10 protein-coding genes and 1 riboswitch are annotated in these 13770 nt (G+C 72.1%); all 10 genes read right to left on the bottom strand.

Annotated features, from left to right (window positions below; translation table 11 throughout):
- Positions 1 to 16: 16 nt before the first annotated feature.
- The gene (gene cobI, locus AC2XR2_RS09885) at positions 17 to 763 is read right to left on the bottom strand and encodes a precorrin-2 C(20)-methyltransferase (RefSeq protein WP_449349452.1); all 747 of its coding nucleotides are present in this window, start codon (positions 761 to 763) and stop codon (positions 17 to 19) included.
- Complete coding sequence (locus AC2XR2_RS09880; protein WP_491514817.1) at positions 748 to 2166, bottom strand: cobyrinic acid a,c-diamide synthase CobB; 1419 nt, start codon at positions 2164 to 2166, stop codon at positions 748 to 750. The genes cobI and AC2XR2_RS09880 overlap by 16 nt, the downstream gene beginning before the upstream one ends.
- On the bottom strand, positions 2166 to 2765 hold the full coding sequence (gene cobO / locus AC2XR2_RS09875; RefSeq protein ID WP_330267802.1) for a cob(I)yrinic acid a,c-diamide adenosyltransferase: 600 nt from the start codon (positions 2763 to 2765) through the stop codon (positions 2166 to 2168). Before cobO ends, AC2XR2_RS09880 begins: the two co-directional genes overlap by 1 nt.
- Positions 2765 to 4765: a putative cobaltochelatase gene (locus AC2XR2_RS09870; RefSeq protein ID WP_491514816.1), complete on the bottom strand. Its 2001-nt coding sequence runs from the start codon at positions 4763 to 4765 to the stop codon at positions 2765 to 2767. Before AC2XR2_RS09870 ends, cobO begins: the two co-directional genes overlap by 1 nt.
- A complete protein-coding gene (gene cobN, locus AC2XR2_RS09865) occupies positions 4762 to 8415 on the bottom strand; it encodes a cobaltochelatase subunit CobN (protein ID WP_491514815.1) in 3654 nt (1217 codons plus the stop codon). The genes AC2XR2_RS09870 and cobN overlap by 4 nt, the downstream gene beginning before the upstream one ends.
- Positions 8412 to 9920, bottom strand: a complete 1509-nt coding sequence (locus AC2XR2_RS09860) for a cobyric acid synthase (RefSeq protein WP_491514814.1) — start codon at positions 9918 to 9920, stop codon at positions 8412 to 8414. Before AC2XR2_RS09860 ends, cobN begins: the two co-directional genes overlap by 4 nt.
- On the bottom strand, positions 9917 to 10861 hold the full coding sequence (locus AC2XR2_RS09855) for a cobalamin biosynthesis protein (RefSeq protein ID WP_491514813.1): 945 nt from the start codon (positions 10859 to 10861) through the stop codon (positions 9917 to 9919). Before AC2XR2_RS09855 ends, AC2XR2_RS09860 begins: the two co-directional genes overlap by 4 nt.
- A gap of 101 nt (positions 10862 to 10962) precedes the next feature.
- A riboswitch (cobalamin riboswitch) is annotated at positions 10963 to 11102 on the bottom strand.
- 130 nt (positions 11103 to 11232) lie between these two features.
- Entirely contained in the window at positions 11233 to 11454 is a 222-nt protein-coding gene (locus tag AC2XR2_RS09850) for a hypothetical protein (protein ID WP_037708112.1), read from the bottom strand.
- 26 nt (positions 11455 to 11480) lie between these two features.
- The gene (locus AC2XR2_RS09845) at positions 11481 to 12719 is read right to left on the bottom strand and encodes an inorganic phosphate transporter (RefSeq protein ID WP_123759884.1); all 1239 of its coding nucleotides are present in this window, start codon (positions 12717 to 12719) and stop codon (positions 11481 to 11483) included.
- Between the two features lie 153 nt (positions 12720 to 12872).
- Positions 12873 to 13622: a lysozyme gene (locus AC2XR2_RS09840; protein WP_381309169.1), complete on the bottom strand. Its 750-nt coding sequence runs from the start codon at positions 13620 to 13622 to the stop codon at positions 12873 to 12875.
- Positions 13623 to 13770 lie beyond the last annotated feature (148 nt).

Below are 13770 nucleotides of genomic sequence, written 5' to 3'. Positions count from 1 at the left end.
GGCGCTCTGAAGGGACTCACAATTTCCCACCCCGGGTGCCGTCCCGCCGCGCGGGAGCGATGAGCGTGGAGAGATACGGCAGGGGAGCCCCGTCGAGCTCGGCGGCCGACCGGATGGACTCGCCGTCCAGCCCCAGCGCCGATCCCCATACGGCGTCCTCGATCCGCCCGGTCTCCCGGAGCGCCTCGGCCACCTCGGCGGCCTGCCGCCCGAACTTGTAGGCGACGACGGTCCCGGGACCGTTGAGCGCGTCCTTCAGCACCGCCGCCCCGGCGGTCACCGGTACCAGCGTGAGCGGCTCGGTGCCCTCGGTGAGCACGGCACCCGAACGTGCCGCGAGGTCCTGCATGGCGGTGATACCGGGCACGGTCTCGACGACCACGCCGGGGACGAGCGCGCCGACGGTGTGCGCGAGATAGGTGAAGGTGGAGTACACGTTGGGGTCGCCGATGGTGGCGAAGGCGACGGAGCCGTGGGCCCGCAACAGCTCGGCGACCCGGTCCCCGGCGGCGTCCCAGGCGGCCTCGCGCCGACCGTGGTCGGTCCGCTCGTTGAGGGCGAAGACGACCCGGACGACCTTCTCCTGCGGCACGTAGTGCAGCACGGTGGCCTCGGCGCGCCCGCGCTCACCCGTGTCCATGACGGGGACGACGACCACGTCGGCGGCGCGCAGGGCGTTGACACCCTTGACGGTCACCAGCTCCGGATCCCCGGGCCCGACCCCGACCCCGATCAACCTGCTGCTGCTCATGACGTCCGGCACCTCTCCACGAACCGACGGGCGACACCGGGCTCCGAGGCCCAGTGCGTGTGCAGATAACTCGCGTGCACACCGCGCTGTACGAAACCTTCGAGCCGCCGTCGGGGCACCCGCACACCCCACGCGGCCGCATCCCCCGCCCCCGGCTCGACGACGGTCCGGTGGAACTCGTGCCCCCGCATCCGGGTCCCGGCCACGGCCAGCGCACTGTCACTGACGGCGACCGCGTCCCGGTACCCGAGGGTGAGCGTCTCCGTCATCCGCGCCTCGGCATCGAGCACCCCGCACATGGGCCGCCCGTCCAACTCCCGGCACAGATACAGCAGCCCGGCACACTCGGCGGCTACGGGAGCGCCGGTCTCCGCGAGAGCGGCGACGGCTTTCCTGAGCGGCTCATTGGCGGACAACTCGGCCGCGTACACCTCGGGAAACCCACCCCCGATGACCAACCCGGCCGTACCGTCCGGCAGTTGCTCATCCCGCAGGGGATCGAAGGGGACGACTTCAGCCCCGGCGGCGGAGAGCAGTTCGCTGTGTTCCGCGTAGGAGAAGGTGAAAGCAGGACCGCCGGCGACAGCGACCACCAGCCCGTCCGGCGTTTGAGGACGAGGCCCTTCGGGCCGACGGGGGTCTGGGGGCGCAGCCCCCAGGACCTCAGCCCCCAGGACCTCGGCCGCATTCCACGCCGCACACGACAACGCACCGGCACTCCGCGCCAGCCCGGCCAACGCCTCCAGATCGCACCCTTGAGCAACCTGCTCCGCCATCGCCGCCACCGCGTCCACCGCCGCCGCCCGTCGCTCCGCGACCGGCACCAACCCCAGATGCCGGGACGGCGTGTCCACCTGCGCCGCCCGCCGCAGCACCCCGAACACCGGAACGCCGGCCGAGTCCAACGCCTCCCGCAGAAGCTCCTCATGCCGATCCGACGCGACCTTGTTCAGGATCACGCCCCCGACCCGCACCTCCGGATCCCACGAAGCGAACCCGTGCACCAGAGCCGCCACGGACCGGGACTGCGAGGAGGCGTCGACGACCAGCACCACCGGCGCCCGCAACAGCTTGGCGACATGCGCGGTGGAGGCCAGCTCACCCTCCCCAGAGGCCCCGTCGAACATCCCCATCACGCCCTCGACGACGGCGATGTCAGCCCCGCGCGCCCCGTGCAGGAACAGCGGAGCCACCAGCTCCGGCCCGCACAGGTACGCGTCGAGATTCCGCCCCACCCGCCCGCTCGCGAGCGAGTGGTACCCCGGGTCGATGTAGTCCGGGCCCACCTTGTGCGGGGACACGGCAAGGCCCCGCGAGGCGAACGCGGCCATCAACCCCGTGGCGACCGTCGTCTTCCCGCTGCCGGACGACGGCGCGGCGACGACCAGCCGAGGGACGGAACCGGATGAGGACATCACCACTCGATACCCCGCTGCCCCTTCTGCCCCGCGTCCATCGGGTGCTTGACCTTGGACATGTCGGTGACGAGATCGGCGAAGGCGACCAGCTTCTCAGGAGCGTTCCGCCCGGTGATCACGACATGCTGCGTACCCGGCCGGTTCCGCAGCACCTCCACGACCTCGTCCGTGTCGACCCACCCCCAGTGCATCGGGTAGGCGAACTCGTCGAGCACGTACAGCCGGTACGTCTCGGCGGCGAGATCCCGCTTGACCTGCTCCCAGCCCTCCCGGGCCTTCTCCTCGTTGTCCATCTGGGCGTCCCGCTGCACCCAGGACCAGCCCTCGCCCATCTTGTGCCAGTCGACGGACCCGCCCTCCCCGGACGCCCCCAGCACCCGCAGCGCGTTCTCCTCGCCGACCTTCCACTTCGCCGACTTGACGAACTGGAACACCCCGATGGGCCACCCCTGGTTCCAGGCCCGCAACGCAAGCCCGAAGGCCGCGGTGGACTTCCCCTTCCCGATCCCGGTGTGCACGACCACCAGCGGCCGGTTACGACGCTGACGGGTCGTCAGCCCGTCGTCCGGCACGACGCTCGGCTGTCCCTGAGGCATTACGCGGCCCTCCTCTGTACGTCCTTCACCAGTCCGGCGATCGAGTCGGCCCGCAACTCGTCCAACGTCACCGCCGTACCGCCCAGTTCACCGGCGAGCTGCCCGGCCAGCCCCAGCCGCACCGGCCCGGACTCGCAGTCGACCACGACCGAGGCGACCCCCTCCGCGGCGAACAGCCGGGCCGCCCGCCCCGCGAGCGCGACCGGCTCGGGCCCACCGGTGGCCCGCCCATCGGTCACGACCACCACCAGTGCCCGCCGGGCGGGATCCCGCAGCCGTTCCACCCGCAGCACCTCGTGCGCCCGCAGCAGCCCGGCGGCGAGCGGAGTCCGCCCACCCGTGGGCAACGTCTCCAGCCGGGCCGCCGCCGCGTCCACCGACGAGGTCGGCGGCAACGCGACCTCCCCGGCCGTACCCCGGAACGTCACCAGACCCACCTTGTCCCGCCGCTGGTACGCGTCGAGGAGCAGCGACAGCACGGCACCCTTCACCGCGCTCATCCGCTGCCGCGCCGCCATCGACCCCGAGGCGTCCACGACGAACAGCACGAGATTGCCCTCGCGCCCCTCCCGCGTCGCCTGCCGCAGATCGTCCCGCCGCACGACGAGACCGCGCCCCGACCGCCCACGGGCCCGCTGATGCGGCGCCGCCGCCTGCACGGTGGCCGCCAGGTGCAGCTTGGTGAGCGCCCCTCGAGGCCGCCGCGCCCCGGTCGTCCGCCCGTGCTCGGTCCGCGCCCGCGACCGCCGCCCGGCGGCACCATCGCCGAGCCCGGGAACGCTCAGCACCTTTGTACGGAAGGGCTCCGAAGCGCGTACGGCGGACTGCTCGCCCGAACCGGCCCCGCCGGTCTGCGGCTCACCGCCCTCGCCCTCCTCGGGCCGGGCACCGGAGCCACCGTCGCCCTGCTCGGGCCCCTCCGACGGCGGCTGCCCGCCCCCGCCGGGCCCGTCCGGATCCGGCTCGTCGTCGTCCCCGGAGTCCCCGGAACCGCTGAACTCCTCCAGCGTCTCGTCGAGCTTGTCCTCGTCCAGCCCCGGCGCGTCAAAGGGGTTGCGGCGCCTGCGGTGCGGCAGCGCCAGCAGCGCGGCCTGGCGCACGTCCTCCGCGAGCACATCGGTCCGCCCGGCCCACGCGGCCAGCGCGGTCGCCGTGCGCGCCATCACGATGTCGGCCCGCATGCCGTCCACCTCGAACGCGGCACAGGTCGCCGCGATCTGCCGGAGCGCCCCGTCGCCCAACCGCACCGACGGCAACAACTCCCGCGCGGCGACGATCCGTTGCCGTACGGCAGCCTCCTCAGCAGCCCAACGCGCCGCGAAACCGGCCGGATCGTCGTCGTAGGCGAGCCTGCGCCGTACGACCTCCACCCGCTGGTCCGGCTCCCGCGAGGCCGCGACCTCGACGGTCAGCCCGAACCGGTCGAGCAACTGCGGCCGCAGCTCGCCCTCTTCGGGGTTCATGGTGCCGACCAGCAGGAACTTCGAGGCGTGCCGCACCGAGACGCCCTCGCGCTCGACGTACGACGCCCCCATCGCGGCGGCGTCGAGCAGCAGGTCGACCAGGTGGTCGTGGAGGAGGTTGACCTCGTCGACGTAGAGGATCCCGCGGTGCGCGTCCGCCAGGAGGCCCGGCTCGAAGGCCTTGACGCCCTCCGCGAGCGCCCGCTCGATGTCGAGGGCGCCGACCAGCCGGTCCTCCGAGGCGCCGACGGGGAGTTCGACCATGCGGGACGCCCGCGAGGTGCCAGGACCCGGCTCGTGCGGGCCGTCCGGGCAGGACGGGTCCGGCGCGGCGGGGTCACAGGAGAAACGGCAGCCGGGGACGACCGCGACCTCGGGCAGCAGCGCCGAAAGGGCGCGCACCGCCGTCGACTTGGCGGTGCCCTTCTCGCCCCGCACCAGCACCCCGCCGACCGCCGGGGAGACCGCGTTCAGCAGCAGCGCGAGCCGCAGGTCGTCCTGGCCGACAACGGCCGTGAACGGAAAGGGGGTGGTCACTGGTCGCCCTCCAAGTCGCCTTCCAGCTCCAGATAGGTGGCCCGCAGCCGCTCCAGCGTCTCCGCGTCCGGCTCGGCCCACAGTCCGCGGTCGGCGGCCTCCAGGAGCCGTTCCGTGATGCCCCGCAGCGCCCACGGGTTGGACTTCTTCATGAAGTCCCGGTTCTCCGCGTCGAAGACGTACTCGGCGCTGAGCTTCTCGTACATCCAGTCGTCGACCACGCCCGCCGTGGCGTCGTACCCGAAGAGGTAGTCCACGGTCGCCGCCATCTCGAAGGCGCCCTTGTAGCCGTGCCGGCGCATGGCCGCCATCCAGCGCGGGTTGACCACCCGGGCCCGGAAGACCCGGTGCGTCTCCTCGCCGAGCGTCCGCGTCTTGACCTGGTCCGGCGTCGCCGAATCACCCACGTACGCCTCGGGGTTGGCCCCCGTGAGGTGACGCACCATGGCGACCATGCCGCCGTGGTACTGGAAGTAGTCGTCGGCGTCGACCAGGTCGTGCTCCCGGGTGTCGACGTTCTTCGCCGCCACGTTGATCCGCCTGAACGCGGTCTCCATGTCTCCGCGCGCCGCCCGCCCGTCGAGCCCGCGCCCGTAGGCGTAGCCGCCCCACACCGCGTACACCTCGGCGAGGTCGGCGTCCGAACGCCAGTTGCGGGCGTCGATCAGCGGCAGCAGCCCGGCGCCGTACGCCCCCGGCTTGGACCCGAAGACCCGGGCCGTGGCCCGCCGTCGGTCGCCGTGCTCGGCGGTGTCCTCGTCGGCGTGGGCGCGCACGTAGTTGGACGAGGCGGGCTCGTCCAGCTCGGCCACGGCCCGCACCGCGTCGTCGATCAGCCCCACCACGTGCGGGAACGCGTCCCGGAAGAAGCCGGAGATTCGCACGGTCACGTCGATGCGCGGCCGCCCGAGCTCCTCCAGGCCGATCACCTCGAACCCGGTGACCCGCCGCGAGGCCTCGTCCCACACCGGACGGCAGCCGAGCAGCGCCAGGATCTCGGCGATGTCGTCGCCCTGCGTACGCATCGCGGACGTGCCCCAGACCGTCAGGCCGACGGACTTCGGGTACTCCCCGGTGTCGGCCAGGTACCGCTGCACCAGCGAGTCGGCGAGCGCCTGACCGACCTCCCAACTCAGCCTGGACGGGATGGCCTTGGGGTCGACGGAGTAGAAGTTCCGGCCGGTCGGCAGGACGTTGACGAGCCCACGGGTCGGGGAGCCGGAGGGTCCCGCCGGGACGTAACCGCCGTCCAGCGCCCTGAGGATGTGGTCGATCTCGTCGGTGGTACGGGCGAGCCGCGGCACGACCTCCGTGCAGGCGAACTCCAACACGGCCACCCCGTCGGGGAGTTCGACGCCGAGCACCCCCCGCAGGACGGCCGGGACGACGGAGACGTCCCAGTCCCGTGCCTCCATCCCCTCCGCGACCCGCCGGCACAGCTGCTCCAGCAGGTCGATCGCGTCGGCGGCGGTGCGCGACGGGCCCTCGACGAGGTCCGACAGCTCGACCGGCACCTTCACCGGCGCACCCGGTTCGGCGAGCAACTCCTTCTCGTCCAGCCCGAAGTGGGCGGCGAACGAGGCCCGCAGCCCCGGCAGGGCGTTCGCCTGCCCGCCCCACACCTGCGAGGCACGCAGCACGGCGAGCACCAGGTTGACCCGGGCCTCGTCCACCGGCCCGCCACCGAGGACGTGCAGCCCGTCGCGGATCTGCACGTCCTTGATCTCGCACAGATAGCCGTCGATGTGCATGACGAACTCGTCGAAGTCGTCGTCGTCCGGCTGGTCCTCGACATGCAGGTCGTGATGGAGCTCGGCCGCCTTGACCAGCGTCCAGATCTGCGCCCGCACGGCCGGCGCCTTCGTCGGGTCCAGGTCGGAGACCAGCGCGTACTCGTCGAGCAGCTGCTCCAGCTTCGCCAGGTCGCCGTAGGTGTCGGCCCGCGCCATCGGCGGCACCAGGTGGTCGACGACCGTGGCGTGCCCGCGCCGCTTGGCCTGCGTGCCCTCGCCGGGGTCGTTGACGATGAACGGGTAGATCAGCGGCAGTTCACCGAGAACGGCGTCCGGGGCGCACCCGCCACTCAGCCCGAGACCCTTGCCCGGCAGCCACTCCATCGTGCCGTGCTTGCCCATGTGGACGATCGCGTCGGCACCGAAGGAGTTGTCGAGCCACCGGTACGCGGCCATGTAGTGGTGCGACGGCGGCATGTCCGGGTCGTGGTAGATCGCGATCGGGTTCTCCCCGAAGCCGCGTGGCGGCTGGATCATGACCACGACGTTCCCGAACTGGAGGGAGGCCAGCACGATGTCGTCCCCGTCGACGTACAGCGAGCCCGGCGGCTCCCCCCACGCCTCCAGCATCGCGTCCCGCAACGACGGGTCCAGCTGGTCGAACCACGCCCGGTAGTCCGCGAGCGGCACCCGCGCGGGCGCCGACGCCAACTGCTCCTCGGTGAGCCACTCGACGTCATGGCCACCGGCGTTGATGAGCCGGTGAATCAACTCGTCGCCGTTGTCCGGGTACTCCGAGAGCGCGTAACCCGCCTGAGAAAGCGCGTCCAGCACCCGCACCGCCGAAGCGGGCGTGTCCAGCCCCACCGCGTTGCCGACCCGCGAATGCTTGGTCGGGTAGGCGGTGAAGACCAGCGCCAGCTTCTTCTCGGCGTTCGGCTTGTGCTTCAACTTCGCGTGCCGTACGGCGATCCCGGCGACGCGCGAGGCCCGCTCCGGGTCGGCCACGTACACCGGGACGTCGTCGGGCCCCTGCTCCTTGAAGGAGAACGGCACGGTGATCAGCCGCCCGTCGAACTCCGGGATCGCGACCTGCATGGCCGCGTCCATGGGGGAGAGGGCGGCGTCCGACTCGTCCCAGGCCGCGCGGGACGACGTGAGGCAAAGTCCCTGCAGCACCGGCACGTTCAGGTCGGCCAGCGCCCCGATGTCCCACGCCTCCTCGTCCCCGCCGGCCGAGGCCTGCGAGGCGTGGGTGCCGCCGGCGGCGAGGACGGTGGCGACGAGGGCGTCGGCCGAGTCGAGGACCATGAAGAGATCGAGGTCCGCCCCCCGCAGCGAGCTGCAGAACACGGGAAGGGCGTTGGCGCCCCTCGCCTCGATCGCCTCGCACAAGGTGTCCACGAAGGCGGTGTTGCCGCTGAGTTCATGCGCCCGGTAGAAGAGCACCCCGACGGTCGGACGGTCCGCGTCGATCGGACGGTCGCCGTGGATGCCCCATTCCGGCATCTTCTGCGGCTCGACGAACCCTTCACCCGTCAGCAGCACGGTGTCGGACAGGAACCGCGCGAGTTCGGTGAGATTCCCCGGCCCGCCCTCGACGAGGTACTTCAGCGCCTCGGCGACCACACCCGCCGGCACCGACGACTCCGCCATCAACTCGGCGTCCGGCACCGACTCCCCGCCCAGCAGCACGGTCGGGATGCCGGACGCCTTCAGTGCGGCCAGCCCGTCCTCCCAGGCCCGCTTGCCGCCGAGCAGCCGTACGACGGCGATGTCCGCGCCCTCGATCAGCGCCGGCAGGTCCTCCGTGACGTCCACCCGGGTCGGATTGCCGATCCGGTAGTCCGCACCTTCGGCGGCCCGCGCCGCCAGCAGGTCCGTGTCGGCGGTCGACAACAACAACACTGTGCTCATGCGGGCGCTCCCGGTGGAATGAAAGGCAGTCCTTGCGGCGCGCCGGACTCGATGAGCCGCCACAGCGCGTCCGTGTCCGCGTGCTGTTCGATCAGGTCGCCGAGCCGGTCGAGCTGCTCCTCGCGCAGCGCGGCGAACGACGTGGCGGGGGCGGGTACGAACCGGCGGCCCGCGGCGGCCGCCACCTCCCGCAGGAAGGCCCGCCGGAACCCGTCCGACTCCAGCGAGCCGTGCCAGTGCGTGCCCCAGGTCTGGCCGACCCGGCAGCCGTCGAGGAAGGGCTCACCCCCACCTATGGAGGCGACCCCGTGATGGATCTCGTACCCCTCGACCGGCTCCCCGAGGGCCTCACCCACCGGCCGGGTGAGCGTCTTCTCCCGCGCGAACCGCACGCGGACGGGCAGCACGCCGAGGCCGTCGACCGAACCGGCGCGTGATTCGACCTCGTCCTCGATGTGCTCGCCGAGGATCTGGAACCCGCCGCAGATCCCGAGGACGGGCCGCCCCTCGGCGGCCCGTCTGACGAGCGCGTCCGCGAGCCCCCGCTCGCGCAGCCACTCCAGGGCCCTGACCGTGCCGCGGGTCCCGGGGACGACGACGAGGTCGGCGTCGGCCAGTTCCTCCGCCCGGTCCACGAACCGCACCACGACACCCGGTTCGGCGGCCAGGGCGTCCACGTCGGTGAAGTTGGACATCAGAGGGATCGCGCAGACGGCGACCCGCAGCACGTCCTCGCCCAGCGGGGGGCTCACGGCGGACTCGCGGACCGTGCCTCGCAGGGACACCCGAAGCCCGTCCTCCTCGTCGATGCCGAGCCCGTGCCGGAAGGGCAGCACGCCGTAGGTGTGCCGCCCGGTGAGCCCGTGCAGCATGTCGAGCCCGGGTTCGAGCAGCGAGACGTCCCCCCGGAACTTGTTGACGAGGAACCCGGCGACCAACCGCTGGTCCTCCGGCGACAGCAGCGCGACGGTTCCGAAGAACGACGCGAAGACCCCGCCCCGGTCGATGTCCCCGACCACCAGCACCGGCAGCCCGGCGTTGCGGGCGATGCCCATGTTCACGATGTCGGTCCGCCGCAGATTGATCTCGGCCGGACTGCCGGCCCCCTCACAGATCACCGCGTCATACGTGCCCCGCAACTCGGCGAGACAGTCGAGGACGGTCCCCAGCAACTGCTGCTGCCGCCCCCCGTGGTACCCGCGGGCGCTCATCTCTCCCACCGGCTTGCCGAGCAGCACGACCTGACTGCTCCGCTCCCCACCGGGCTTGAGCAGCACGGGATTCATCAGCGCCGTCGGCTCGACCCGGCAGGCCTGCGCCTGCATGGCCTGCGCCCGCCCGATCTCGGCACCCTCCCGCGTCACGAACGAGTTGAGGGACATGTTCTGCGCCTTGAACGGCGCGACCTTCACCCCCTGCCGCACCAGCCACCGGCAGATCCCGGCGGTGACGACACTCTTGCCGGCGTCGGAGGTGGTGCCGGCGACGAGAAGCCCCCCACTCATGCCCTACGTCCCTTCCGGATCAGCCGTGCGGCGATCGCACCGGCACCGAGCGCGAGCAGACCCACGCGCCGTGACAGCCGTACGGCACGCTCGATGTCGTACGAGGCGACAGCGCGCCCCTCCCGATTCAGCACGGGCCGGTGCTCGACCCGCCCCCCGTAGGAGAGCGTCCCGCCCAGCCGCACCCCGAGCGCCCCCGCGAAAGAGGCCTCCACGGGCCCGGCGTTGGGGCTCGGGTGCCTGTCGGCGTCCTCCCGCCACGCGCGCACGGCACCCCGCGGATCCTCCCCGGCGAGCGTCGCGAGGACGGCGGTCAGCCGCGCCCCCGGCCACCCGACGAGGTCGTCGAGGCGGGCGGAGCCCCACCCGAAGCGCCGGTACCGGGCCGACTTGTGCCCCACCATGGCGTCCAGCGTGTTGACGGCCCGGAACCCGAGCAGCCCCGGCACCCCGCCGACCGCGCCCCACACGAGCGCCCCCACGACGGCGTCGGAGGTGTTCTCGGCGACGGACTCCACGACGGCCCGGGCGATCCCGTCGGCGTCGAGGGCCTGCGGGTCCCGCCCGCACAGATGCGGCAGCCGCTCCCGGGCCCCCTCGACGTCCCCGGCCTCCAGCGCCCGCCCGATGAGCCGCGCCTCGCGGGCCAGCGAAGTCCCGCCCACAACGGCCCAGGTGGCGGCCGCGGTCAGCGCGACTGAAGCGGTACGGGACGGACGGACGACTCGCTGCGCCACGGCACCGAGCCCCACGGCACCGCCCACGCACACGGCGGTGTGCAGCGCGCCCCAGCCCCGGTGGTCCCGCCACAGCACCCGCTCCACGGCACCGGCGGCCCGCCCGAACACGGCGACCGGGTGCCCGCGGCGCGGGTCACCGAGCAGGAGGTCACCGATCAGACCGGCGGCGGCGCCGTACGCGAAAACGCGATCGGCACGCACCGGGTCAGCCGATCGCGGGGTCGTTCAAGTGCCGGGTGGCGCAGGTGGATCGGCAGGCGAGCATCGCGTCATGTCCTCACTCAGGGTGTCCACGCCCTGGTTCGACGAGTCCGGCGGCGAGAGTTCCTGGCTCCCGGGGGTGTCTACCCCGGTGACAGTGGCGGGACCGCGCCGGATTCGCACCGGCTTCCTCTTCTGCCGCCGTATATGGCTCCGGCAGTCCACCACGGGCCTTCGAGACCCGTCAACTTGCTGTTGACCTGCGACGGGGGAGTGTGCAGAACCCCACACCACCGGTCATGCAAGACGGCCGGGCGGGCACGGAAACCGAGGTTCCGTGCCCGCCCGGCCGTCGAGTGACGGACGTGCCGTCAGGCCACGATGAGATAGATCCCGTACGCCACCGCCGCCGCGCAGGCCGCGAAGCAGGCGTAGGCGCCGGTGACCGCGAGAGCGGCCGAGCCGCCCTGGGCGGTGGCCCGCTCCTGGCGGGAGAGGCCCATGACGCCGAGGGTGAACAGGGCCACGAGGCCCACGGTGACGACGAGGCTGACGCCGAAGACGGAGCCGAGGGCTTCCCAGTCGATCTGCATGGTGAGGCTTCCTTAGTACCGGGGGCTCAGACGGCGGCCGGCGGGGCGGCCGGTTCCGTGGTGGCGGGCGGGGCCGGGATCGTGGCCGTGAGGTCCTCGGTCACGGTGCCCGCGGGCGGCGGGGTCACGGCGGCGATCGCCTGGGTCACCACACCGGCCGGCTCGTCGGTCTCGTTGACGTTGGACGCGTCCACGACCTCGCGCCGCGAGATCTTCCAGATCGCCGCGCTGGAGGCGACGAGGAAGACCGCCACGACCGCCGTGCCCCAGTCACCGAGGTCGGTGACCGACTCGGCCAGCGCGCCCACCAGGGCGGCCGCCGGGAGGGTGAGGCCCCAGGCCACGAACATCCGGGTGGCCGTGGACCAGCGCACGACCCCGCCCTTGCGGCCGAGGCCCGCGCCCATCACCGAACCGGACACGGAGTGCGTGGTGGAGAGGGAGAAGCCGAGGTGGGAGGAGGCCAGGATGACGGTGGCCGCGCTGGTCTGGGCGGCGAAGCCCTGCTGCGGCTGGAGGTCGGTCAGGCCCTTGCCCATGGTGCGGATGATGCGCCAGCCGCCGAGGTAGGTGCCGAGCGCGATGGCGAGGCCCGCCGAGAGGATGACCCAGGTGGGCGGGTCCGAGTCGGGGGCGACGGCACCGCCGGCGACCAGGGCGAGGGTGATGATGCCCATCGTCTTCTGCGCGTCGTTGGTGCCGTGGGCCAGCGAGACCAGTCCGGCCGAGGCGATCTGGCCGGTGCGGTAGCCCTTCGCGGCGGCCTTGCCGTCGGCCTTCTTCCCCAGCGAGTAGGAGAGCCGGGTGGCCAGCATGGCGGCGACGCCCGCGACGATCGGGGCCGCGACCGCCGGGATCAGGACCTTGGTGACCAGCGCGTCGCCGTGCACCGCGCCGAAGCCCGCCGAGGCGATGGTGGCGCCGATCAGACCGCCCATGAGGGCGTGCGAGGAACTGGAGGGCAGGCCCACCAGCCAGGTCAGGAGGTTCCAGAGGATCGCGCCGACCAACGCGGCGAAGATGACCTCGGGACGGATGCCGGTCTCGTCGACGAGACCCTTGGAGATCGTGTTGGCGACCTCCACGGAGAGGAAGGCGCCCACAAGGTTCAGCACGGCGGACATGGCCACCGCGACCTTGGGCTTGAGTGCACCGGTCGAGATGGTGGTGGCCATCGCGTTGGCGGTGTCGTGGAAACCGTTCGTGAAATCGAACGCGAGTGCGGTTACGACCACAATCGCGAGGATCAGCGAGAAGTTTTCCATTTACCCAGGCAATCGTTCGAGGTCATTGGCTCGTTGAAGGTAGGTAACCTGAGTGAACGGAAGATGAACTGAGGCGGGCCGCACGGTGACCGGAATCTCAGGCATTTGCCCGGCCGAACCCCGCCGCCCCCGCCCGACCCACGCGCCCCAGGGCTACGACCCCCTGGCGAACCGCTTCAGCTGACTCGCCGACCCGTTGAAGAGATTCTGGTCACCCGGCAGGCTGCCGCTGTTGTCGTACTGCCAGATGGTCCAGTACGACCACCCGCCGGGCAGCGCCCCCACGCCCGCCGCGTTGTAGCGGGCCACCCACAGCGCGTGGTCCGAGGCGAAGGCGCCGCTGCCGCCCGTGCAGGTGTTCCACCAGTGGGCGGTCGTGTAGATCACCGGCCGCCGCCCCGTCAGCCGCCTGACCTCGTCGCTGAACGCCTTGATCCAGCCGACCATCCTCGCCTTGCCGAGGCCGTAGCACTTGCGCTTCTTGTCGTACGGGTTGTATTCGATGTCGAGCGCGGGCGGCAGCGTCCAGCCGTCCGCGGACCAGGCACCCCCGTTGCGCACGAAGTACGCGGCCTGCGCCGTGCCCGACGACTTGTCCGGCAGCGCGAAGTGGTACGCCCCGCGGACGAGGCCCGCCTCACGCGCCCCGTCGTACTGCTGGGCGAAGTGCGGACTGCGGTAGTTCGTCGACTCGGTCGCCTTGACGTAGACGAACCGGGCCCCCTGGGCCCTGGCCTTCTGCCAGTCGACGTTCTTCTGATGCGAAGAGACGTCGTGCCCCTTGGGCAGCCCCGCTGCCGAGGCCGGCGCCCCGGCGAGCGCCACGCCCCCCACGGTGAGCGCGGCCGCGCACAGGGCCAGGGCGCGGGTTCGGTGACGGGCAGCCTTGCGATCACGGGCCATGTGTCCCCCTGGAATGGCGTCGCGCACGACAAAGCCCAGAGGCTACTGGAAGATCCCCACATCGCGGACGATCTCCGGCCAAGACGTGAGAGAGGGGCTCGTATACAGAAATGCGCCCTTCTGGAAGCCCCGCCTCCGCCCTGCACTC

It is taken from the genome of Streptomyces sp. LS-MS-L19, assembly GCF_058382285.1.
The sequence above is the reverse complement of the archived record's forward strand: the minus strand, read 5'-3'. Positions and strand labels throughout refer to the sequence as shown.